This is a genomic window from Providencia alcalifaciens, from assembly GCF_020271745.1.
Taxonomy (GTDB): domain Bacteria; phylum Pseudomonadota; class Gammaproteobacteria; order Enterobacterales; family Enterobacteriaceae; genus Providencia; species Providencia alcalifaciens_B.
Map to the genome: position 1 here is coordinate 544,345 of NZ_CP084296.1, position 25,788 is coordinate 570,132.

Below are 25,788 nucleotides of genomic sequence, written 5' to 3' on the forward strand. Positions count from 1 at the left end.
ACGGTGGCAAACAAATTAGTTTGCCACACGACCTAACTAGCCGCCCATAAACCCAGATATTCAAGTCATACTCTGGGTTTTTCTTTAATGCGACCTAATATTAAGTTAAGCGATTTGCACCACTCGGCACTTTTCGCACAATGGGTTTTGCGCTAACAGTGGACGTAAAATCGCTTCCATTTCGGCGAAAGAGCTGCCGTAAAAATAGAATGCGGTTTCTGTTGGGCCATCCCAAACACCGTGGATCCCACCGATATCTTCGACCGCTTCATCAAACTGATCAAAAAGATCGTTAATATCATTATTTTCATAGACATCATCAGCTAAATCTGTGCCATTAAAATAAATCGCCAGCCCTTCATCCGCACCAAAGTCGATTTGAACGTCTTCACCATGAATAGTTAAGCGAGAGCCTTTAGGGGCTAACATTGCCGAAAACATTTGAATAATCAGGCTAATATTCTCATCACTTGCATCGCTTAGTGCCAATTCAATATCACATTCAGCAACTTCGCCATTTTCACCTAATTGGGTACCACCACCACTGACTTGGATTTGCCCTTCTTTGCCTAATTTTTCCATGGCTTGATCAAATGCATCTTCCAAATCTGCACGGCGAGCAGGATCAATTTTGGCATTCAATGTTACTGTCACGGCGGTCATTTGTTGCTGATTTTCCATATTGGTACCTTAAATGTCTGGGAATTAATTTAACTGCTCAAACTGTAGTGCTCAAACTGTAGTGCTCAAACTGTAACGCTAAGCCACTACGGCGTTTAGTGGGGGTTTCTATTGCACGGCGTAACACTTTTTTACTGCCATACAATGAAAGTTCGTTCTTAGCTCGTGTCATCGCGGTATAGACGAGCTCTCGGGTAATCACTGGCGAATATACATAAGGTAAAACCAAGGCGGTATGAGTAAACTCCGAACCTTGAGATTTATGAACAGTCATCACGTACGCCGTTTCATGTGCTGGCAGCCGATTGGGTTGGATCCCGCGAATGGTGCCATCAGGAAATTGGAAATAGGCTCTCATCTGCCGCTCTTCATCTAACAAGATAATACCAATATCACCATTAAAGAGGCCTAGTGCACTGTCATTGCGGCTGATCATAATCGGTCTTCCAACATAGTGCTTATGCTTCAAGTTATATGGTTTTGTAATTAACCCTTGGCGATGAAGTAATTTTTCAAGTTTGTCATTTAGACCTGAAACCCCGTAAGCCCCTTCCCTCAATGCGGCAAGTAGACGGTATTGATTAAATTTATGTAGGACATCGGCAGGTTTTTCCCTCGCTTTAACGGCTAATAAATAGTGCTGATAGAACCCGACCGAATCTAATAACATATTAGCGTAACTTTCGCTAATTTCGGCTTCGGCATCGTTATCTGGCGTAGTGCTAGGGATAAAGTTATGAATATCGGTGAAACTCTGTGCAAGAATATCATCCACTCGCTTCACATTCCCTGTATTGACGGCGAAAGCTAGCTGACCAATCCCTGAATCGGCAGAAAAACGGTAACTGTGTCTTAATAGGCATAAGCTATCACGGATAGCTGGCCCATTATTTGAGGTGAATTCACTTAATGAGCATCCAGCCAGTCGCTCCAACTGAGCGGCTCGATCAGGGCTATAGCCTTTATTCGCGAAACGGCAGATATCACCTAAAACAGCCCCTGCCTCAACAGAAGCGAGTTGATCTTTATCGCCTAAAAATATCAGTTTAGCGGAGTTAGGCAGTGCTTCAATGAGCTTCCCCATCATGGGCAAATCTACCATTGAGGCTTCATCGACAATCAAGATATCCAGCGCCAGTGGGTTATCACGATGATAACGAAACTGCTGGCTTTCAGGTTGAGCCCCCAATAGTCGATGTAACGTTTTGGCTTGAGAAGGGAGTAATTCACGTTCATCGTCATTTAACGGTAGCTGTTTCATCGCACCCCCCAATGACTCGGTTAAACGCGCAGCGGCTTTACCTGTTGGGGCGGCTAATTCAATACGCAAACGATGTTGCTGTTGATGACCTAACTTAATCAGCGCCGCTAAAATTTTCGCTACCGTTGTCGTTTTACCCGTTCCAGGCCCCCCAGAAATAACCGAGACTCGGCTCGTTAACGCAACAGCAGCGGCAACTTTCTGCCAATCTATCTGCGTTGATTCAGGGAACAGCTCCGTTAAAATCGGCTGAATTTTAGCATTATTAACTGTTTTAGTATTATTAACATCAGGTAATTCAGTCTCTGAAAAGAAGTGAGCAACGCGCTGCTCGTATTGCCACATACGCTGGAAATAAAGAAAATCACCTGATAGCAGCAATGGAGCAACAGACTTTCCCCCAACTTCACACACGGATTCGCTCGATAATAACGCCGCTCTGATAGTGGCTTGATTTGGCTCCCCAATCATGTGCCATAATTGCGCCGTAAACTCAGGGTGTCTTCCCATAAATAATACGTCTGGGCGAATATCATCCAACGATAAGCAAACATGCCCAGACATAGTTTCTGCGCTGAGCAAGGCAGCCACTAACAATAAAATCGGGTTATCTTCATTCGCAATGTTATAGGCAAACTGCACATCAAGAGGCGTGAATATCCGCGCTTCAATAGCTTGATTAAATAACGCCTTCATCATTGTGGCTCCTTAGATTGAGCATCATGAAATAGCGCATCAAATTCACTGATAAATTCAACTGTTGGTCGATAAAAGAAGATGCCATTTTGAGAATCTATGCGTTCTGTTCCTCGTAAAAAGAGATAATAAACACCACCAAAATGAGTCTCATAATCGTAATTTGGCATCCTCTGTCGTAAAAAACGGTGTAATGCCAGCGAATAGAGCTGATATTGCAGATCATATCGATGGTCAATCATCGCTTCAGCCATTGCCTCTTGAGTATAATAAGAGGCATCTTCACCTAAATAGTTGGACTTATAATCCAATAAATAAAATTTACCTTTCCAACAGAAGGTTAAGTCAATAAAGCCTTTTAAAATACCTTGTACCTGCTCAAAATTAAGCGGAGGACAATGTTTTGATAGAGGGTCATACTTGTGAGTAACGCGATCAACCTCTTTTGCATTGAGCAAGCTATCAATCGGTAAATAGAACTGCATTTCATCCAGTCTATCTTGAGCAGGAAGAGCCGACAAACAGAGCCCATCATCGGATAGCGGTACATTAAGAATGGCATTCAACCAACCTTGTAACATCGGAACCCATTGAGTATCAAAGCCTGCTACTTGTAGTTTTTCTTCTAGCCATTCGGATGAAATGTCACCTGAAAAATCAATTTCTTCCATTAAGCTATGTAAAAATGTACCGGGCGCAGCACCTTTAGGAAACTGATGGGGGGTCAGTGGGTTTTCTTGTATTTCTTGTGTTTCTACATCATGGCTGACTTCAATATCCATCTTAGGGGCTAATGAGTTAGCAAATTGCTCAGCCGATAAGGTTTGATCTTCTTCTCCATGGGATGTGCTATAACTCAGACCTGAATAGCTTGTTACACGCCAGCTATCATCAAAATGTCGAGAAACTGCTCTAGCGGATAACTCGTCACAAGTCTCTTTGGTTAGATTCAGCCTCACCATTTCAGGGGGATCAATCGATTGTACATCAATCACATCATTACTGAGTGCATCGAGCATGCTGCTGAGTAAAACACTGTCACCTTCTTGCCCTTTTTGCAGCAAATATCCCAGTGCGGATAGATGTAAATCCGTATTGCCTGCTTTTTTACGGTTGCCTTTGATAAGCGGTGCGACTCCGACACTACAGTGATAAATAGCGCGAGTGAGTGCCACATACAATAAGCGTAAATCCTCGGCTAAGCGTTCTTCATCCGCTAATTCGACATACTCTTTTGAATCATCAAGGTCGAGTTTCGTAATGTAATCATCTCGGTCATGAAACAGGCCTTTTGATTGAGGTAAAAAGTTACTCGCAAACGGCAACCAGACAATTTTATATTCTAGCCCTTTGGACTTGTGTATGGTGCTGATTTGCACCAAATGTCTATCACTTTCAAGACGCATCTGTTGTGCGTCTGATTGATGGTCTGGGTGAGCAATCTGTTGGGCTAACCAACGGGTTAGTGTGTGCTCACCTTCAAGTTGGAGAGACATCTCTTGCAGAAGTTCACCAATATGCATGAGATCCATCAAACGGCGCTCACCTTCAGAGCCCGATAACAAGGTTTCAGCGATATGCCGCTTAGACATAATCCCACGTAACATAGGTAAAACACCGCGTTTACGCCAAATTACAGCATAGTGAGCAAACTCATCAACTAGATTTTCCCAAGCTTTTTCATCGTAATTTAGGTTATCAATATCTTCTGCTGTTAAGCCCAATAATCCCGTTGCTAAGGCACTGCGCAACACCCGTTCTTTTTCTGGTGTTAATACTGCCAATAATAGCCAGAGAATTTCTTTAGCTTCTTGGGTCGCAAATACACTTTCTCGATTTGATTGGAACACTGATGGGATATTAAGTTGATTGAGTGCATCACGGATCAATATCGCCTCACGACGGCTCCGAACTAATACGGTAATATCCGAGGCTTCTACAGGCGTTTGCTGTTGTTGATTTTCAAAGTAGGTAGAACCTTGCAGACCACCAGCAAGATATTGTCCTATTTGCGCCGCACATTGCTGTGCAAGGACTTGTTCATATTCCGAAACAGAGACCGCTTCAGCTTGCTGCTGCCAGAAAGTGAGCGCTTTCACTTCTTTCCCATCATGGATCAGCTTTTTGCGGCTATTATGAGCCGCAAAATTAACGCTTTGAAATGGAATTTGTTCAAAAATAAATGGTTTTTCAGCATGATGAAAAACCTGATTTACTGCTTCAACCATACTCTGGGATGAGCGATAGTTTGTCTCCAACGTATAGTGAGCACTAACTTGCTTTTTCGCCGCAATATACGTGAAGATATCCGCACCACGGAATGCATAAATGGCTTGTTTCGGGTCTCCGATAAACAGCAATGCAGTATCGTCAGTTTCCTGATAAATACGCTGAAAAATACGATATTGCTGCGGGTCAGTATCTTGAAACTCATCAATCATCGCAACTGGGAAACGTCTAGCAATTGCTTCAGCAAGCAATGCCCCACCATCTTGATGTAACGCACTATCTAAGCGAGTCAGTAAATCATCAAAACCTAACTCACCGCGCGTTTGCTTCTCATGAGCAATAGTCTGGCGTACTTCATTAATCGCCTGAGGAATAATCAAATCTTTAATCGTCAGCGCTTGGTCGAGCAATTCATCAACTAATCTAAAGACTGCATGAGAAGGTCCTGAACCGCTTTTGGATTTTTCATCTAATCGAGATTGCGCAAAACGCTCTAAAATATCTCTCGGCAGTTGATAATCATCGGTGCTTTTCTCTGCCCATTCGGTTATTTTTTCTAACCATGTAGGTAAATAACGTGTGCTGTAGCTACGTTTGTCTACATCAGAATCAGAGATGAGCTTTTCGAAATCAGTGACGTTTTTTGCCCATAGATCTTTTAAATTCTGAATTAAACCAATCAAACGTTGATGACGTTCTTCAAGAGTTTCAGGTAATTCCGGCTGATTGATAATGGCGGGAATATCCCCTTGCAAGAACGGCTTAATATCGTTCAATAGTGCTTCAGGTCCATTCCACTCTGTATGAACCACTTTGGTCATCGAATAATCCAGAGGATAAAAATGACGACGCCAAAAATCCGCACATGCTTGTTTCTGGATAGGAAATTCATCTTGGATCATGGTTTGTTCAAACAAAATGCCTGATTCAAACGCATTGTGCGCTAACATTCGTTGGCAAAAACCATGAATGGTGTAAATAGCGGCTTCATCCATTTGACGCTCAGCGGCTAATAGCCAATTCGCCGCAAAAACGCGTTGTTCTTCGCTCGGTAATTCCGTTAATAGTGTGAGATATTCTGGCTCCGATTCGAATCCCAAGCCATTACGTAAACACGCCAAACGCATCTTATGAATACGCTCACGGATACGCCCTCGTAATTCATTGGTCGCCGCTTCAGTAAAGGTCACAACCAGAATTTCTTCAACACTTAAAGGTCGAGGGAATGCATTTTCATTCCCTAAACCTAATAATAGACGCAGATAGAGGATCCCTATCGTATAGGTTTTGCCTGTACCAGCCGATGCCTCAATTAACCGCTGTCCACGTAACGGAAGTTTATAAGCATCTAACAATTGGGAACTCATCTGCACCTTATTCACTCAACATTTTCCTTGATAGGTAACATCTTCTGAAGATCTGACGCTTGCGGGTACAACACCCAATTTTTCAGTTTTGCATACCCTGATGTTGCATCAACACCCTGCCCAATAACTTGAGATGCCATAACTAAACCTTGGTGTTTTAAAACCGCATTTTCATAATAAGCAATCACTTCAGCTTGAGTGGCGGTCTCCAATCTCGATAACACTTTATCTCGAGAGTCAAAACTGAAAATATTACGAGAAAAATCGGAACCATAACGTCCTACTTCTTCATAGAATGTTTGTGGAGGCTGTTTCATTTCCGTAATAATGGACTGTTTATATTGTACAAACTCAGCAGAAGGCAATTTTTTCAGCTTATCCAAAGTAACCTGATAGAAGTCTTGATAGCGAGTATTGAGATAATTTGGTGTTTTGACATTACTTTGCAGTAAGAAACCAATACCCCACTGATCACCAAGCCCCACTTTGAACGCAAATACAGCATAACCTAGTTGTTCATTGGTCCGTAATTGGTCGTAAAACCACGGCTGAACAATTTTAGATAAAATACCGGACAGAACCGCACCATCGATACGGTCGTAACCATCAGGAATAAATAACTCAGCCAATGCGTTATCACTGCTATTACCTTGCTTATGGAAATTTGCCAGATAGGTTTTATTCACCACAACGATGTCACCAATCCACCAATTTTTACCTTTGCTCTTTAACAGCTTACTGACGTCTTGGATAGTTTGAATACTTTGCTGCTGAGTAATGTTACCCACAACTAATGCTTGTAAGGCGGCACCTTCAACGATGGACTTACGATAGTTAGTAATATCCTTCAAAGTGATAGCGTCTAAAGCGGCTAATCGTTGCTCCTGTTCAAAATAAGGAACGCTGTTAAGGCGCTGCAATGGCTGCATGGCTAGCTCGTATGCTTTCGCATTGTTTGCCACTTCGATTTGTTCTTTGTACCAAGATTTTGCCTGAATCAACTCTCTTTCTGTTGGCTCAAAACTTAAATACTGCTTGGTCATCGATAAAAAAAGCTCTGATAAATGCTGAGTATAACCGCTCGCATTTAGCTGTAGTCCAACCCCTTGGGAGACGGAGACGGACATCCCAGCCACGGAGGCTTGATACTGTAATTCATCCATTTTTAACGATGAAATATATTGCAATAAAGAACCTACTACTTGGGATTTTGCTGTTTCATCTTGATCGTTATAACGTAGATCTAACGTAATACTCGCCTTCGGCTCATCAGCAAAATACTGACTTGGCATATACAACACACGCGTATTCCCTTCCTGATAAACCATTTCAGGGTGTTTATACGCTTTATCCGTTTTAATCAGTGATAAGTTATCGGGAATATAAGGGTTTAACTTTGGCAATTTAAAGGTCATTTTTGACTCTAAATCAGCCCATTCTGTGAACTGCTTTTGACTGATTTTATCGACTTGGTAAGGCGCATCGACAAAGTAAGCTTTTTTATTACTTGGTTCATTCGGACTAATAAACCAAATACGTGCATTTTTCGCTGTCAATTCAGAAAGTCTCTGTTTTATCGCCGTAGGATTATATTTATCCGCAACATAATCAGAATCCAGAACGTGATTAACAGGCATAGTGATCATTTGGTCAGAAAGCCATTCGATATAGTTCATGTCTCTGACAATGGAGCCATAACGAAATGATAAATTAAGCACCTTGGCTATTTCATCAAAATAATCCTGGTTAACACCTTGATTTTTAATTAAATCAATATAAGAAAAAATAGCCGCGATAACTTGATTACGTTCCGCTAGCCCCTTATCTGTTAACGTGACATAGATAGAGAATGAACCATAATTACGATCTGCATTTGGCGAGGCTGATGCGCTGATGCCTTCTGCTAATCCTTGAGAAATAAGCCAATCAGATAACGTTCCCGGACTACGATTTCCAATTAAGTAGCCGATGTATTCATCACTCTTACTACGAAAATCGGCCATATTATTTTTGATGCTAAATTCGATTTGCAGTGCTTTTTGTGGCTGAGAGGGAACATAGTGGATCACTATCCCCTTTTCTTTATCAGTCACTGCGGGGATCGTAACCTCTGGTACTGAAGCATTAAAATTAGGAATACGACCAAAGGTTTCATTGGCAATTTTCGCTAATTGTTCAATAGATTGGTCGCCATACAACACGCCATTCATCAAGTTTGCTGAGTAATAACGTTTGTAGAAACCCACTAACTCATCTTGGAGTTTGCTATTGGGTTTGTCTTTCAACGTTTCCAGATTTCCCCCCGCAAAGCGAGAGTTTGGATGAGCTGGATTTAGCGTTTCAGAACGAATTTGCCAAATACGCATACCATCACGAGCACGAGCCATGGTGAGTTCAGCATTGACAGCATTACGTTCTTTATCTGCATTTACGGGGTCAAGTAACGGCTCAGCGAGCGCATCCGCGAGTCTATCCGTGGCAGCCTCAAGCGCCCCATTTTCAACTTCAAAATAATAGGCCGTGCGATGAGGTGCCGTGCTGGCATTATGGCTTCCTCCATGTTTTTGTAAAAACTCAGAGAAGCTACTTGGCTCAGGGTATTTTTTAGAGCCCATTAACACCATGTGTTCTAAATAATGAGCAAGCCCTAACTGGCTATTCGGGTTCTCAATACTCCCTACCGGTAATGAAACTGCCGCTAACGACTTAGTCGCTTTAGGGTCTGAAACCAGTAAAACCGTCATATCATTATTGAGTTTGATAGCTTTATATTCTCGCGGGTCACTGACGCTTTTATTGATAGTCTCTGGTAAAACTTGCCAAAGTGGCTGCGCAGCAATAGCACTACCTATAAATAGTAGTGATAACAAGAATAAATGAGCGATATGTTTCGATAATCGTAACATTCTTAGATGCTCTCCCTTATTTTAAGTACTCTGCCATCGGCAGTAAGAAGCGCCGAGTATTACTCAGCAGCGATTCAATCAATGAACTATTTATGCTTCTGCAAGCTCTTAATACATAATCATCTTCCATTTCACCCACTTTCATTTGGCTTCCTTGTAGGCTTTGCAGTAGCGCCGATAACGCCTTTTGCTGCACATCTTCTGAAGTAAAGTCATATTCCTTTGTTTTTTTATCAAAACACGCCGAAATCCAATTCCAACCACTCTGATTTAACAGAATTAACGGTGTATTCATTCCTTCACAATATCCTTCAATAAGCGTATTCAAGTGTACTTTTGCACGCTCAGAGGATATGGCAGAGAAATGCCAAATACTGTTTTCTCGCCCTAATGCGATGCTTTCACCTTCACGAATAAAAGCATTAAAAAACAAATGTTCTATCCATAATTGCACACCATCATTGGCGGTAAGATAAGCAGGCCGATAACGCAATATTCCTGACTCGTGAACATTTCGCAATAAGCCTGTAATTTTGACCTCATGTATTTCACACTCAATCGGATAATCAACACGCGGGTCCCCATACTCTTTCACTTTTTCAGCTAATGGAGCAATATCATTCAATTGTTTCTCCCAAAATAGCTGACCAAATTGTTTAGCAGGTAACTGCCCCGAGGCTTTTAAAGCATGATAAAGGGGATTTGGGTCTTCATCTTTGACTAACAGATCTAACACTTGATCATTGATTTTATAGCGTTGCAATCCACCCAATACAAAAGGCTCTTCTTCTGGAAGCTCAGTTTCTTCAATTGAAAAATGTACTTTTAAGCGTTGTTGGAAAAAGCCACGAATAGGATGTCGATAAAAACGTAAAATTTGTTCTAACGATAACTCTGTAATAGGTTCACGTTGTTTTAATACTGACGTAAACGACTTAGCCACTTGCTCTGCACTTTTCGCAGCGGGTAACCATTCTTGCGCAAAGCTTTGATAAAGAGAGTCAGAGGCAAAGTTTTCTTTCGCAAATGGCACTCTATTATGTTCAATGACCAAATACTGCTTTAGCCGCTGTGCACTTTCATCGATATTTAACGATTGGTCACCCTCTAAGCAGAAACTCTGACAGATATACTCCAATAATTCAGTGACTAATACCGATGGATTGCATTCTTGGTTATCTCGAATTGAACGTCCGATATAGCTAATATAAAGCCGCTTTGTCGCTGAATTTAATGCTTCTAAGAATAGATATCGGTCATCATCACGACGCTTTCTATCTCCTCGCTGGACTTTTTCTGACATTAAATCAAAACCGAGTGGCGGTACATTACGTGGGTATGCGCCATCGTTCATACCCAGTAAACAAACCACTTTAAACGGCACAGAACGCATTGGCATTAACGTACAAAAATTCACTGCACCGGCGAGGAAACGCTGGCTAATTTTTTCATCATCAAAGCAAACCGATAACTCGTCACGAATTAAACGTAATGGAATGGTTTCTTGGTAGTTGGCGGTCAACGCATTTTCAATAATTTTATGCCACTGCGTCGTGAGTAATGCTAAGACAACTTCAGTTTCACTATCGACTTTGAAGCAGCTATCGATTAATTGTTGGCAGATCTCTTTCCATTCATCGAGCGTGCGTTCTTGGTCTAAGCGTGTTCGCCATTCTCTAAGTGTATCGACGAGTAATGCTAATTTCCCAGCCAGTTGAGCTGCTAGCCCACTACATTCATCATACGGTAATACACCATTCCATGGGCCATTACGGCTATCCATCGCATAACCGAGTAGCATTCGGCTTAAACCAAATTGCCATGTATTTTGCCCTATAACCGGTAACGATAGTGCTCGTACGTTATCATCATCAAGCCCCCAGCGAATTCCGGATTCATTGACCCAACGCCTTAACAAACTCAGTTCACTCTCATCAATATCGAAACGAGCAGCAAACGCTGAAACTTCTAATAACGTCAGCACTTGCTCTGTTGAAAATCGACTTTGAGGCAAGTCCAATAACATAATAAACGCTTGTAGGATTGGGTGTGCTTGTAACGCCTTTCGGTCTGAAATGGAGAACGGAATATAGTGTGATGAGCTGGTGTTACCGAAAACAGCCTGAATATATGGTGCATAACTGTCGATGTCAGCAACCATGACAATCACATCACGGGGGGTTAATGTAGGATCTTCTTCAAATAGAGCCAATAAACGATCCTGTAAAACTTCAACTTCACGCTGAGCACTATGACATGAATGAAATGTCACAGATTGATCACACTGATGAAGTGAGCGCTTCTGTGAACTACTTTCATATTCATCTAAAGTCACGCCTAACTGAGCGTGATTTTCAAGGTCGAGAATATCTTGCTGTAAATTTTCGAGAAGGTTATTTCGCCCATTATCAACAAAGGCCGACACTTCATTGGCAGCCTCAATTTGGGAAATAAAATATAAGTTGTCGCGACCAAGTTTGCCCCATGATGCTAAGAGTGGGTTTGCTAAATTTTGTTCGCCTTCAGCATTAAATAAATTGGCAGCATGCTCATCAATTTTAAAGCGGGAAATTTCGTGCTTATCCAAATAGTGGCGCAATTTTCGTTGTTGTAATCGCGCTAAAAAGGCACTGCTTTGAATATCTCCCCAATAATAGCGGCACGGGTTGGTAAACATTAAGTGAATATCTGAATATTCTGCAATCGCGTTGAGCGCTTGTAAATACACAGGCGGAAGAGATGAAATGCCGCAAATAAATAAGCGTGACGGTAAATTTTTAGCTAATTCTGGCGATGATTTTAGCTTATCAATAAAACTCTGATACAAATTTGCTCGATGCCAGGGGGATTGACCAAGCTGCTCTGTATATTCCACCAAACCTAGCCATAATCTTTTTTGCCATAATTGATTTTCACTGAGACCATCAATCAACTCATTACGTTGCCACAGAGCAATCCATTCCGGTCGGTAAACCAAATATTGGTCAAATAAATCGGCAATACGCCCTGATAATTGGTGTAATTTACGCTTGTCTGAATCATCTTGCAGATAGTGGCGTAGAGGCTCAAATTCAGCTTCATGAATAACATTTGGCAAAATCGTCATTAACTTCCATGTCATCGCTTGTTTAGTATAGGCGCTCTCTTTGGGGATATCAGGAAGTACCCGACGAAACATATCCCAGATAAACGTTGCGGGTAATGGGTAGTTAATATTGGCGGCTATTCCAAAACGCTTAGCAAGCTCTATTTGTAGCCATTGGGACATTCCAGGGCTTTGTACTAATACAATTTCTTGCTCAAAAGGATGAGTGAGGGGGTCATTCTCCATTAAGTGCGCAATTAGCTCTTTGAGTAGATCTAATTGGTTAGAATGATAAACCTGAAACATGACTCTCTCCTTTTGCACACTGCCAACGATTTATCGAATATAGTTTCCCGCCCACTAACAAGGACACCTTAGATTCACTACAGTTCCCAAGGCTTGAAGAATGCACGATTTTCATCTGATCTTTTTGAGAATAACCTTCTTGATACTGTTTTTCTGGATACGGTGACCCCATTTCCCATGGAGCTTTATCATTAAAAGAGCGTTTTCCTTCTAATGTTCCATGTAGAGATCGAATTGCCTGTGAACCTTGGTATATTTGATTAAAATTCAAAGCGATATATTGGCTGTAGTTTAGCAGAGCTATCAGCAAGATAGCAAAAACAACCACCGAAATCATCGACTCTACCAGTGCAAATCCTTGCGGTGAATTCTTCATTGGCAAAATCCTTTAATTGCCACAGGGCAGTAATCTATCCAGCCATTTTCACGAGCTTGTAGACGCCCTTCATTCCATATCGGTACCACCCATCGATATATCGTTATTGATTGATTTTTATATAATTCACCTTTACCCGATAAAATGAATTGATTATTTTTATAATGCTTAAGGCAACTAATCCATCCGTGATTTATTTCTCTTTGGCATACCCAAGGACTCATTTTTTCAGCTTTCAATTTCCAATGTTGAACTAGCCCCCATGACAATGCTGATTCTGCTAAATTAAATGATTGGTAATATTTTTCTTCACGGATTAATTCATAGCTAGCTCGCGCTTGATAGTAATGTAATGCTTTTAAGAGTATGAGCCCGACACTCATTAAGACCATCACCATGACCAAGGCGATATTTCCTTTCTCAGTATTTTTTAACCTCATGGCACATTCCTTAGTAGTACAGAGGAATGATAATCAAACGTTTTATTGGGCAACAAAATACTTTCAACCGTCATCGACATTTCTAAAATTTTTGCTGTGGGTTGCCAATCAAAAGTCAGTTTATTGACTTTCACTATATTAGGGTCAAACAAAGAGTGCCAACGGGTACCATCGCAGTTTGTCACATTACGGTTAGACTCGAGCTTATTGTTATTGAGCCTAAATCCAAAAAAATCGGAATGTAATGAATGATTTTGTCCTATAACCCATTGCCCTGATAAATCTTGGTCATAGGCAAAAATAATACAGGAGTTAGCCTGATGACTTAAAAACTTAGCATTGATGGTAATGGCTTGACCTTCGCAAAGTGGTTTTGAAGGCGATTGGCTGCAATGACCTATTCGACGAAAATCTTTTTCCATATTAATCAACACCTGCCTGACCTCCCTATCCAATTGGTATTGAAAAAAAGCCTGAAATAACTGCTTAAATAACACGGGGATCGTATTCATCGCAGCAATACAGACCAAACAACTAATTAGCATCGCAATCAGCGCTTCCAACAAGGAAAAACCTTTTTCTTCTTTATGTTTTTTAGTGCCGATTAACATTTGGGCACGCCTGCTAATGTTTGTGGACTGCAACTGCGTACCCGGCCAGAAGATGAAATAATCACGGATATTTGGTCATTCTCATTATTGAGCTCAATCCGAAACGGGCTGCTCGTCCCTTGCCTACCGTAAAAATAAATTAATTGCCTAGATGCGTACTTAAGCTTAATACTTTCAAATTTATCGCTTTTAAATTGGCTGATTTCTTGCGCAGTCTCCACATCAGTAACCGCTAAACGCCACTCTTTTGATGTGAAGCTTACCGTCATAATACGGTGCTGATTTAAATAAATGCCTTCCATTATGTTACTGTAGATAAATTCGGCGGTTTGCCTCGCTGCATCAATAAGTTGTAGACGTCTCACTTGTTGTTGCCATTGATAAAACGCAGGTAGAGCCACGATTGAACAAAGAAACAGAACAACCAGAATTTCAATTAAAGTGAATCCCTGCTCATCAGCATTACTTTTTAGCCACTTTACTTTTTCCTGTATTAAATTCGCCTGCTCAGGCATTTCCCTATCCCTCTCGACCGCTCTTTATGGATAAGTTTGGATAAAAATTTCACATAGCTACAGCCTTCATTTGCTCTTCTTCATAACCCTTCCCAACAAAATGTCACTTTTGCATTTTCCTTGAATGCTTTTGGAAACCGCTTCGCAAAATTAAAAGTAGAGATAAAAAAGTACTCCCGAAAAAGGAGGGGACAGATCAGAATAGTGTTCCGGGATAAGACTAAAATTGGAAATAACGGAAGATAATGAGGGTTAAAAATAGTAACCGTTGATAGGGATATAAAGGTATGGAACAGCTTAGAAAATAGCGTGAATCGTAAAGATAATAAAAAATAAAGGCATAAACCGTACTCGTGCCTATGCCTTTACATCAATCCACCAGCCCTTAGACCGTAAATGGATATTTTATTGCTTCGTGGCACTGATATTCTTCTAAGATGAAATCATTCGTTGTTACCCACGTTTCAAGATCTTCCAAGGTTTTAATTGCAGGGTTAATCGTTAAGCTTGGAGATGGGTATGGTTCACGTTTTAATTGGACATCACGCATTAAAGGCAATTGGTTTTCATAAATATGCGCATTCACAATTTTATGATAAGCCTTACCCGCTTTGTGACCCGTAATACGCGCCATTAGTGCCAGCAAAACAAAACATTGAACCTGATTAAAGTTAAGCCCAAGAGGCACATCGCAGCTACGTTGGTATGACGTCAAATGCAGCGTATCGCCAAGTAGTGAAAACGTGTGAGTATGCATACAAGGACGTAAGCAGCCCATTTCAAACTCACCAGGGTTATAGAAAGTCACGATTTCAGCGCGGTCATCAATACCGTTTTTCAGGTTGTTAACCACTTTCTTTAATTGGTCAAGATGAGATCCATCAGGGCGCTGCCATGAGCGACCTTGGACGCCATAAACGCGCCCCATATCATCTTCACCTTTACGATGCGGGTTATCTAACCATGCTTGGTTTTCATTAGCATTGGCATTCCAAGTATTACAACCAATTTCACGGAACTGCGCTGCATTATCATAGCCACGCAAGTACCCTAATAACTCAGCAATAGCCGCTTTATAAAAGCTTTTGCGCGTCGTAATTAAAGGGAATTGATTATTGCCCACATCATATTCGAGGTCTGCATTAATCACGGTTAAACAGCGAACACCAGTACGCTTGTTTTCAACCCATTGACCTTCATCGATAATACGTTGGCATAATTCAAGATACGGCTTCATAGTGGCTCTCTTACTCCAAAATACAGGCAGTTTGTGTTATCGAATATCCCTCAATAACACAAACCGAAAATGACTTAATTTACTGCTTATTAGCGCGATTTACTGTCTACGTTATTTACTGTCTACGTTATTTACTGCCTACGCGACTCGCTATCTGCACCACTTGCTATCGACGCTACTGGCTATCTACGCTACTTACTTTCAACGTTTTTAGCGGGCTTATGGGCTGGGATATTTTTACCGTATTTGTAAGCCCAGATAATCATCAATACACCGATAATAATCATCGGAATCGAGAGGATTTGCCCCATACTGATGCCACCGAATAAACCTAACTGCGCATCTGGCTGTCTGAAGAATTCAACGATGATACGGAATGCTCCATAACCGATAAGGAACAGACCCGATACGCTCCCCATTGGGCGAGGTTTACGTACAAATAAATTCAAGATCAGGAATAAAACAATGCCTTCTAAAACCATTTCATACAGCTGGGATGGGTGTCTTGGCAATACACCGTATTGCTCAAGAATAGGCAACAAAGACGGGTCTTGTACCGCAAGTTGGATATCTTCACTTCTTGAGTGAGGGAATAGAAATGCCCATGGTGTATCTAGGGTAACACGCCCCCACAGTTCGCCATTAATAAAGTTACCGATACGCCCCATTCCAAGACCAAAAGGAATCAAAGGTGCAACAAAATCAGAAACTTGCAAGAAATGGCGCTTCGTGCGATAGGCAAACCACATCATGGCACAAATAACCCCAATCAAACCGCCGTGGAAGGACATACCACCATCCCACACTTTGAACAGATATAGAGGGTCATCTAAGAAAACCGGCAAGTTATAGAAGAAAACATAGCCAAGTCGTCCACCCACAAATACACCGACAAAGCCAATGTACAACAAGTTCTCGACTTCATTTTTTGTCCAGCCGCTGTTTGGCTTAGAGGCGCGACGCCCGGCTAACCATAGCGCAAAAACGAATCCGACAAGGTACATAAAACCATACCAGTGCAAAGAGACTGGGCCAATCGAGAACATTACGGGATCAATTTCCGGAAATGCTAAGTAGCTGTTACTCATCGTTCCCCACTTTAAAATAATTGAGTCAAAAATTATGCCGCATAATAACACGAGGTTATTGTCAGCATATAATTACATATTAATAACATAGAAGATCAAACTAGATCCCGCCACGTACAAAACCACCCAGTCCATTTCTTTCCATAAACTCACTGATCTTATGTCGGACATTTTCGCTGGTTTCTGCACTGAGCAAATCAGGCACTAACTCAGCCATCAATTGAGGATCAAGCTGACGAATTAAATACTTCATGCGAGGAACACTGCGCCCACTCATACTCAAACTACGATAACCTAATGCAATCAGCACCATAGCACTTAATGGTTGCCCCGCCATTTCACCGCACACACTAATCGGCAAACCTATACGCTGACATTCCATATGTACCATGGATAGAAAACGCACCACTGCTGGGTGCAGGTTATCATAGAGCGCCGCCACATGAGTGTTATTACGGTCGACGGCGAGTAAATATTGTGTAAAGTCGTTGGTACCTATCGAAATAAAATCCACTCGCTGCTTTAACTCTGGCAACAAAAACAAGAGCGAAGGCACTTCCAGCATCACCCCAATTGGGGGTAAATCAATCGATTTTCCGAGTTGTTGGCTCACTTCATTTTTGGCGCGATTAATCAGCTCGATCGCTTCATCCACCTCATTAATGCTGGTGATCATCGGCAATAAAATTCGTAAATTACCTGTATCTTGGTTGGCTCTCAGCATAGAGCGCAATTGGATCAAAAAGATTTCAGGCTGATCAAGCATGATTCGGATCCCACGCCACCCCAAGCAAGGATTCTCTTCGCTGATCGGCATATAAGGCAGTTGTTTGTCAGCACCGATATCTAAGGTTCTCAATACCACCGGTTTAGTGGAAAACAGCTGCAATACTTCGCGATATAGCTGCTTTTGCTCATCCTCAGATGGAAAACCATTGTGCAGCATAAATGGCAGTTCGGTTCGGTATAGTCCAACACCATCAACACCATCATGAATTTGCTGTTCATAGCGAGGGCTCAATCCGGCATTGAGGCAAATATCCACATGCTCACCGTTTTTGAGCACGGCATCTTGAGAAAGCGTACCTTCCGCTAATCGGCTAAGCACATTTTCTTCTTCAATAATTTGCTGGTATTCCTGAGCAATAAAATTTTCAGGCTCAATAAACACTTCGCCGCGGTATCCATCCAAAATCAGATGACGATTATGTAATAAGGAAGGTTCAATATCCGCCCCCATAATCGCGGGGATCCCCATCGCTCGGATCAAAATGGCAGAGTGGGAGTGTGTTGCACCATCACGCACAATCACACCCGCTAATTGCTCAAGCGGTAATTCAGCAAGAACACTCGCACTCAACTCATCAGCCACCAAAATAAAACGGTCTGGCCATTGACTGGTCGGTGTCAGTGAATCATCCAGATGAAATAATAAACGCTGCCCTAAGGTGCGAAGGTCCGAGCCGCGCTCTCTCAAATAAAGGTCACGCAAACGTGAGAACTGCAGAGCGTAATCTTCGATAACGGTTTTCACTGCCCACTCAGCCACCGCCCCTTGATTGATCGCTGTAAATAACCGATGTTTCAATTGGGGGTCATTAAGTAAGTGATTATACAAATCGAAAATAGCCGCGCTTTCTTTAGATGAGCTCGCCATAAACCGCTTACTAATACGACGAAACTCTGCCGCCGCACTTTCCAGCGCTATCACCAAACGCTGGCGCTCTTCATCAATATTTAATGTGGTCGCTTGATACACATTGTCTAAAGAAGGTTGGGAGGTATCTTGCCAGCCATAAGCCATTGAAATTCCCTGAGAAACAGGAATAGCTTTGAGGCGATTTTGCCGATATTGTCCGAAAATACCTTTTGTTTGCGCTTGGGATAAAATCACCGCTAACTGCATCGATAGCGTGACCATAAAGGACTCTTCGGTTTCGCTGAATAACCGTTTCTCTCGCTGTTGAACCACGAGTACTCCCAGCAATTGACGTCGATAAACGACAGGCACGCCAAGAAAGGCTTTAAGCTGTTCTTCTTTGAGTTGAGGGAGATATTTGAATTGTGGGTGTTCGCGAATATCGGCGAGGTTCAACATTTCCGATTGTCGACCGACTGCGCCAACAACCCCTTCGTCGAATCCTAAACGAATAGCAATCCCGCTAGGCTTTTTCAGCCCGCGGGTTGCCATTAGGTAATAACATTGGCGAGGATGATCGGCTAAGTAAATCGAGCACACATCGGTGCGCATCGCTTTGCACGTCTCATTGACTAAAACTTCAAGAGCTTGAGTCAGACTGGTCGCCATCGCGACCTTTTCGACAATGTCACGTAAACGCGTCAACATAGGCTTACTTAACTCCGCGCCTACGATTATTAAAAACAGGTCGTTGTGGTAATTTTTGTTCCTGCAAAGGCATAACTACGGGAGCGAATTCCTTCATCACACGGCGATAAACTTCGCGTTTAAAAGAGACCACTTGCCTAACCGGATACCAATAACTGACCCACCGCCAGCCGTCAAATTCTGGCGATTTACTGCGCTGCACGTTTATATCGGCATCATTACATTGGAGTTGAAGTAAAAACCAACGTTGTTTCTGTCCTATACAAACAGGTTTTGTATCCCAACGCACCAAACGCTTAGGTAATTTGTAGCGTAACCAATTACGGGTAGATGCAAGTAACCTTACATCTTTACGCTGTAGTCCGACTTCCTCGTATAACTCACGATACATCGCTTGTTCTGGCGATTCCCCAGGGTTAATCCCACCTTGAGGAAATTGCCAAGAATGCTGACCATAACGGCGAGCCCATAAGACCTGACCTTGCCGATTACAAATTACAATTCCTACATTCGGGCGGTAGCCATCATCATCGATCACTAGACTACCTCAATAACCAAATTTGAAAGATGCCTAATTGTTTCACACATACCCAAACTGGTAAACCTATATCAATACAGTTTGCAGATATGTCTGAAGTAATTACAATAGTCTGCGTCTCAACGGGGTGCCAATTTGGGCTGAGAAATAACCCGTAGAACCTGATCCGGCTAATACCGGCGTAGGGATTTGAGCTACCGCCTACAAATTATTGTATCGGTCCCTCCTCAAATCCTGTGTTTTTTTATGATTTACGCAGGAATTACAATGACTAAAAATAAACTCTTTACCTCACTCATTGCTTTAACCACCCTAAGTTTCGCTGCTTTCGCCTCTGCCGAAAAACCAACGCTGACTGTGTATACCTATGATTCCTTTGCCGCAGAATGGGGCCCAGGCCCGCAAATCAAAAAGAATTTCGAAGCTCAATGTGAATGTGAGTTAAAACTGGTTTCTCTGGGGGATGGTGTTGCGCTACTGAATCGCCTACGCATGGAAGGAACAAAAAGCAAAGCCGACATTATCTTAGGGTTAGATAACAACTTGCTCGACTCTGCAGAGAAAACTGGCTTATTTGCCCCAGCAGATATCAAAACGGATGCGCTTAAATTACCTATCGAATGGACAAGCAAAACATTCATTCCTTATGATTATGGCTATTTCGCCTTTATCTATGACACCAATAAAATCAAACAACCACCAAAAAGCATGGATGAACTGCTTGATAGCAAAAATAATTGGAAAATCATTTACCAAGATCCACGCACCAGCACCCCAGGCTTAGGGCTAATGTTATGGGTTGAGAAAATCTACGGCGATAAATCGGCTGATGCATGGAAAAAAATGGCGACTAAAACACTGACCGTGACCAAAGGTTGGAGTGAATCTTATGGGCTGTTCTTAAAAGGTGAAGGGGATTTTGTCCTGAGCTACACCTCTTCGCCGGGTTACCAAATTTTAAATGATAAGAAAGACAACTACGCAGCGGCATTGTTCGATGAAGGGCATTATATGCAAGTCGAGGTTGCTGCAAGATTGAAACACAGCCCACAGCCTGAGCTGGCAAAACAGTTTTTACAATTCATATTAACCCCCGATTTCCAAGGCACATTACCGACCACTAACTGGATGTACCCAGTTATCGATATGCCACTGCCTGAAGTGTATAACGTACTACCGCTGCCAACTAAATCCCTGCAGTTTAGTGCAGGGGAAGTGGCTAAAGAACGTCAAACGTGGACGCGATTATGGCAAACCGCCGTCAGTCGTTAATCAATTTAACCTTATTACCGGGGGCGATAGCCTCCGGTCTTTTAATCGTCGTTGCCCTGCTCGCTTTTGGGGCACTGTGGTTTTTCGCACCTGAAATTTCCCTCAGTGAGATAATTGATGACGATTATTTATGGCATGTCATCGGCTTTACGTTCTGGCAGGCATTACTTTCCGCTATTTTTTCCATTATTCCCGCTATTTTTCTTGCTCGAGCTCTATATCGCCGACGCTTTTGGGGAAGAATGCTATTGCTCCGCTTGTGTGCAATGACCCTTGTATTACCCGTTTTAGTTGCCGTTTTCGGTATTTTATCGGTATATGGACAAACCGGATGGCTGGCAAAACTGTGCCTATGGCTCGGTGTTGACTATCAGTTTTCTCCTTATGGTCTGCGTGGCATTTTACTAGCACATATCTTTTTCAATATGCCTCTCGCCACTCGTATGCTATTACAATCTCTTGAAAATATAGCCATTGAGCAACGCCAAAGTGCCGCTCAACTGGGCTTCAATGAGTGGCAACAATTCACAATTTTGGAGTGGCCTTATTTACGCCGTCAGATGTTGCCAACAGGCGCACTGATTTTCATGCTTTGCTTTGCCAGCTTTGCGACGGTACTGGCTCTGGGTGGTGGTCCTGCGGCGACCACTATCGAACTCGCGATTTACCAAGCCCTGAGCTACGACTTTGATTTAGGGCGCGCCACACTGCTTGCGTTGATTCAGTTGGGATGTTGCGTAGGATTAATGCTTATTTGTCAACGCATTAACCATGCTTTTTCCGTTGGATTTAGCCACCAAACATCGTGGTTTGATCCTGCTGATAATCTATTTCGCCGTCTACGTGACTGGCTGGTGATCGCAGCAGCGATTTTGTTATTAATTCCGCCGTTATTCGCGGTTATTGTTGATGGGCTCAACGGTCAATTACTGGATGTTTTACAGCAATCTGCGTTATGGCAAGCCACATCAACCTCGCTGTTTATTGCACTCTGTGCAGGAATTTTGTGCGTGCTCCTCACACTAATGCTGCTGTGGAGTAGCCGTGAACTGCGTTTAAGAAATGCATTAAAACTCGGGCAAGCCATTGAGTTAAGCGGGCTGATTATTCTTGCTATGCCGGGTATTGTGCTGGCGACAGGCTTTTTTATCTTTTTCAATGAAACTATTGGAATACCCGAAACGCCTTATCCATTGGTGATCATGACTAACGCCTTACTCGCTATCCCTTACGCGCTAAAGGTGCTGGATAACCCAATGCGAGATCTGGCTCAACGCTATAACCCGTTATGCCAATCACTCGAAATTACCGGTTTTAACCGATTTAAAATCATTGAATTGCGGGCATTACGCAAACCTATAGCACAAGCTTTGGCATTCGCTTGCGTAATTTCTATTGGGGACTTTGGCGTGGTCGCCTTATTCGGGAATGAAGAATTCCGCACCTTGCCTTACTATCTTTATCAACAGATTGGGGCTTATCGAACCAATGACGGCGCGGTAACCGCGATGTTATTGTTGTTACTCTGTTTCTGCCTGTTTAGCTTACTCGAACGTCTATCGGGGAAAACGCATGATTGAATTACAAAATTTAGATTATCAATACGATAGCCTAAATATGCATTTTGATATTACAGTAGATTCGGGGGAACGAGTTGCCGTAATGGGTCCTAGTGGCGCAGGCAAAAGCACGTTGCTCAGCCTAATCAGTGGGTTTCAATTTCCTCGCAGCGGCACTATCACCTTAAAGGGTGAAAATCATACATTTACGCCCCCCGCTAAACGCCCTGTTTCCATGTTATTTCAAGAAAATAACCTGTTTGCTCACCTAACGGTTAGACAGAACATTGGATTAGGCTTACAACCCAGTTTACGCTTAAATGCATCACAAATGGCTGAAGTTGAACAAATGGCGCAGCAGGTCAGTTTAACCGAATGTTTAGACCGAACACCTGCGCAATTGTCTGGAGGACAACGTCAGCGAGCTGCACTCGCCCGCTGTTTAATTCGCAATCAGCCGATTTTATTGCTGGATGAGCCGTTTTCCGCCCTTGATCCAGCGCTGCGCAGTGAAATGCTGCAATTACTCAATGACGTTTGCGTTAATAAATCCATCACATTGTTAATGGTATCTCATAGTATCGAAGACTCGCTACAAATCGCCCCTCGTAGTTTAGTGATTGCTGATGGCACAATTGTGTATGACGGCAATACTGAAACACTGCTACAAGGCAAAACCAACGCTTCTGTATTATTGGGCATTTTTAACTCGCCCAACAAATAATACTGTATAAATTCCCACTACTCGCGTATATTAATTTGCAGATTATTTACGCGAGTTTCCTTTATGCCTCAGTCAAACACGCCAGCTGAAAAAGGCTTTATTCTTAGCCGCCATTGGCGAGATACCCGCTACGGTGTCGAGGTAAGCTATTGGTTACTCACGGATAATAAACCGCAAAAAGTCATTGTTCCCTATCAACAAGCCGTGGGTTTTTTACCTGAATCCAAGTTTCCGCTCGTACGCCATTTAATTGAAGGACAAGCTGATATCAGTTATCGCGCCGTTGAACTGCGGGATTTTAAACGCGAAAAAGTCTACGCCATCTATTGCCAGCAATATCGTCAATTACAAAACCTGGATAAAAACTGCCAAGCATTAGGCGTTGAACTGCTGGAAACCGATATTCGCCCTTGTGAGCGTTATTTAATGGAGCGCTTTATTACCGCTCCCGTGTGGTTTTCTCGCAATCATCAGGGGAAATATCAACTCAAACCCTGTGAAGGTTATCGCCCGACACTGCACGCTGTTTCCCTCGATATTGAAACTAGCCAACATGGGGAGCTTTACTCGATTGGGTTATCTGGCTGCGGTGACAATGTGGTGTTTATGTTGGGACCCGAGCAAGGCCCTGCCCTGAATGATCAACATCGACTCGTGTATACCACCAGCCGCCCTCAATTACTTGAAAAATTGAACGAATGGCTGCAACAGTACGATCCCGATGCCATCATCGGCTGGAATCTGATCCAGTTTGATTTGCAAGTCTTACAAAAGCATGCAGAGCGCTATGGCATCCCTCTATTACTAGGTCGGCAAGGAAAAAAACTCGAATGGCGAGAACACGGTTTTAAGCAAGGTGTCTTTTTTGCCTCTGCTGAAGGTCGCTTAATTATCGATGGTATTGATGCGTTAAAATCGGCGACATGGAGTTTTAGCTCATTCAGCTTGGAGTTCGTTGCCCAGCAGCTGCTTGGCGAAGGGAAAGCGATTGATACCCCCTATGACCGTATGGATGAAATTAACCGCCGCTTTGCCCACGATAAACCTGCTTTAGCCCATTACAATATTCAAGACTGTATTTTGGTGCACCGCATCTTTGAGAAAACCGATTTAATGGCGTTCTTGCAAGAGCGCTCGACAGTCACGGGGCTCGCCGCCGATCGCATGGGAGGCTCTGTAGCCGCCTTTTCCCATTTATATATTCCTCGGCTACACCGCTTAGGGTTTGTTGCTCCAACGCTCTGTGAGCAAAAATTTCAACTCAATCCCGGTGGATTTGTCATGGATTCTCAACCAGGTTTGTATGACTCTGTTTTGGTGCTTGATTACAAAAGCCTGTATCCCTCTATTATTCGCACCTTTTTAATAGACCCAGCAGGCATGATTGAAGGGCTTGCACACCCAGAACCTGAACATTCTGTTGAAGGATTTCGCGGTGCTTGGTTTTCCCGTACTACCCATTGCTTGCCAGATATTGTCAGCCATATTTGGCAAGGTCGTGATAAAGCTAAACAGCAAAAAAACGCCCCGCTTTCTCAAGCCCTCAAAATTATTATGAATGCCTTTGCAGGGGTTTTGGGTGCCGATGGATGCCGCTTTTTTGATCCGCGATTAACCGCGTCAATCACCATGCGCGGTCATGAAATCATGCGAATTACCAAACAATTGATTGAATCCCAAGGCTATCAGGTAATTTATGGGGATACCGACTCCACCTTTGTTTGGCTACGAGATCCCCATACTGATGAACAAGCCCAAAAAGTGGGTTATCAACTACGTGACCATGTAAATAATTGGTGGAAACAGCATCTTAAAGAAGAGTGGCAACTTGATGGCGTGCTCGAACTTGAGTATGAAACCCATTATCGGCGCTTTTTGATGCCCACAATTAGAGGCACAGACCAAGGTAGTAAAAAACGTTATGCGGGTTTAAGCCAAGATACGATGGTTTTTAAAGGCTTAGAAACCATTCGCTCCGACTGGACACCTCTCGCGCAAAATTTCCAAAAAGAGCTGTATACGCGCATTTTTTATCGCCAGCCTTATCGGGAATTTATTCGCGATTATATTCATGCCATCCGTTCAGGAGAATATGACGATCGCTTGATTTACCGCAAGCGCCTACGGCGTAAATTATCAGATTATCAACGTAATGTGCCACCTCATGTACGAGCCGCACGTCAAGCCGATGAGTACAATTTGCAATTACAGCGCCCATTGCAATATCAAAATGGGGGATGGATCAGTTATATCATCACTCAAGCGGGTCCCGAGCCATTAGAGACTGTGACGGCTAAACCTGACTATGAGCACTATATTCTTAAGCAAATCAAACCTATCGCCGATGGAATTCTGCCATTTCTGCAAGATGATTTTGACGCTATTTTGACTGGGCAAATTAATCTTTTATTTTAAAGCCTAACGAACAGCGAGAATTGTACAATTCTTATTACAATTGCCGCATTTTTAACAGGTGACGATAAGCGAATGTTGAATTAATATAACGCCCCTTTGATATCTCGACCTGTTATACGCACAGCTTGGCGAGAA

Annotated in this window: 17 protein-coding genes and 1 riboswitch; of the genes, 4 read left to right on the top strand and 13 right to left on the bottom strand. The window is 42.7% G+C overall.

Annotated elements, in window-relative coordinates:
- Nucleotides 1-105 precede the first annotated feature (105 nt).
- The 13 genes from LDO51_RS02430 to rppH form a co-directional block, all read right to left on the bottom strand.
- On the bottom strand, nucleotides 106-681 hold the full coding sequence (locus tag LDO51_RS02430) for a hypothetical protein (RefSeq protein ID WP_225576206.1): 576 nt from the start codon (nucleotides 679-681) through the stop codon (nucleotides 106-108).
- Between the two features lie 37 nt (nucleotides 682-718).
- Nucleotides 719-2,638 (bottom strand): exodeoxyribonuclease V subunit alpha, encoded by a 1,920-nt coding sequence (gene recD, locus LDO51_RS02435; RefSeq protein ID WP_225577200.1) that lies wholly within the window; start codon nucleotides 2,636-2,638, stop codon nucleotides 719-721.
- Nucleotides 2,638-6,249: an exodeoxyribonuclease V subunit beta gene (gene recB, locus LDO51_RS02440; protein WP_225576207.1), complete on the bottom strand. Its 3,612-nt coding sequence runs from the start codon at nucleotides 6,247-6,249 to the stop codon at nucleotides 2,638-2,640. The genes recD and recB overlap by 1 nt, the downstream gene beginning before the upstream one ends.
- Complete coding sequence (gene ptrA, locus LDO51_RS02445) at nucleotides 6,246-9,140, bottom strand: pitrilysin (protein WP_225576208.1); 2,895 nt, start codon at nucleotides 9,138-9,140, stop codon at nucleotides 6,246-6,248. The genes recB and ptrA overlap by 4 nt, the downstream gene beginning before the upstream one ends.
- Nucleotides 9,141-9,156: 16 nt before the next feature.
- On the bottom strand, nucleotides 9,157-12,531 hold the full coding sequence (gene recC, locus LDO51_RS02450) for an exodeoxyribonuclease V subunit gamma (protein WP_225576209.1): 3,375 nt from the start codon (nucleotides 12,529-12,531) through the stop codon (nucleotides 9,157-9,159).
- Complete coding sequence (locus LDO51_RS02455) at nucleotides 12,509-12,907, bottom strand: type IV pilus modification PilV family protein (RefSeq protein WP_225576210.1); 399 nt, start codon at nucleotides 12,905-12,907, stop codon at nucleotides 12,509-12,511. Before LDO51_RS02455 ends, recC begins: the two co-directional genes overlap by 23 nt.
- Nucleotides 12,904-13,347, bottom strand: coding sequence for a DUF2509 family protein (locus tag LDO51_RS02460; protein ID WP_225576211.1), 444 nt, complete (start codon nucleotides 13,345-13,347; stop codon nucleotides 12,904-12,906). Before LDO51_RS02460 ends, LDO51_RS02455 begins: the two co-directional genes overlap by 4 nt.
- A complete protein-coding gene (locus LDO51_RS02465; protein WP_225576212.1) occupies nucleotides 13,344-13,958 on the bottom strand; it encodes a prepilin peptidase-dependent protein in 615 nt (204 codons plus the stop codon). The genes LDO51_RS02460 and LDO51_RS02465 overlap by 4 nt, the downstream gene beginning before the upstream one ends.
- Complete coding sequence (locus tag LDO51_RS02470) at nucleotides 13,952-14,473, bottom strand: prepilin-type N-terminal cleavage/methylation domain-containing protein (RefSeq protein ID WP_225576213.1); 522 nt, start codon at nucleotides 14,471-14,473, stop codon at nucleotides 13,952-13,954. The genes LDO51_RS02465 and LDO51_RS02470 overlap by 7 nt, the downstream gene beginning before the upstream one ends.
- 385 nt (nucleotides 14,474-14,858) lie before the next feature.
- Nucleotides 14,859-15,710, bottom strand: a complete 852-nt coding sequence (locus LDO51_RS02475; RefSeq protein ID WP_225576214.1) for a thymidylate synthase — start codon at nucleotides 15,708-15,710, stop codon at nucleotides 14,859-14,861.
- A gap of 191 nt (nucleotides 15,711-15,901) precedes the next feature.
- Entirely contained in the window at nucleotides 15,902-16,798 is an 897-nt protein-coding gene (gene lgt / locus LDO51_RS02480; protein WP_225576215.1) for a prolipoprotein diacylglyceryl transferase, read from the bottom strand.
- Between the two features lie 100 nt (nucleotides 16,799-16,898).
- Entirely contained in the window at nucleotides 16,899-19,145 is a 2,247-nt protein-coding gene (ptsP, locus tag LDO51_RS02485) for a phosphoenolpyruvate--protein phosphotransferase (protein WP_225576216.1), read from the bottom strand.
- 4 nt (nucleotides 19,146-19,149) lie between these two features.
- Nucleotides 19,150-19,683, bottom strand: coding sequence for an RNA pyrophosphohydrolase (rppH, locus tag LDO51_RS02490; RefSeq protein ID WP_006659219.1), 534 nt, complete (start codon nucleotides 19,681-19,683; stop codon nucleotides 19,150-19,152).
- A gap of 113 nt (nucleotides 19,684-19,796) precedes the next feature.
- A riboswitch (TPP riboswitch) is annotated at nucleotides 19,797-19,889 on the top strand.
- 61 nt (nucleotides 19,890-19,950) lie between these two features.
- Here rppH and thiB point away from each other — a divergent pair.
- The 4 genes from thiB (at nucleotide 19,951) to LDO51_RS02510 (ending at nucleotide 25,653) form a co-directional block, all read left to right on the top strand.
- Entirely contained in the window at nucleotides 19,951-20,955 is a 1,005-nt protein-coding gene (gene thiB, locus LDO51_RS02495; RefSeq protein ID WP_225576217.1) for a thiamine ABC transporter substrate binding subunit, read from the top strand.
- Nucleotides 20,931-22,535 carry a thiamine/thiamine pyrophosphate ABC transporter permease ThiP gene (gene thiP, locus LDO51_RS02500; protein ID WP_225576218.1) on the top strand — a complete coding sequence of 535 codons (1,605 nt, stop codon included), beginning with the start codon at nucleotides 20,931-20,933 and terminating at the stop codon, nucleotides 22,533-22,535. The genes thiB and thiP overlap by 25 nt, the downstream gene beginning before the upstream one ends.
- On the top strand, nucleotides 22,528-23,238 hold the full coding sequence (thiQ, locus tag LDO51_RS02505; RefSeq protein ID WP_225576219.1) for a thiamine ABC transporter ATP-binding protein ThiQ: 711 nt from the start codon (nucleotides 22,528-22,530) through the stop codon (nucleotides 23,236-23,238). Before thiP ends, thiQ begins: the two co-directional genes overlap by 8 nt.
- Nucleotides 23,239-23,301: 63 nt before the next feature.
- Entirely contained in the window at nucleotides 23,302-25,653 is a 2,352-nt protein-coding gene (locus LDO51_RS02510) for a DNA polymerase II (RefSeq protein WP_225576220.1), read from the top strand.
- Nucleotides 25,654-25,788 lie beyond the last annotated feature (135 nt).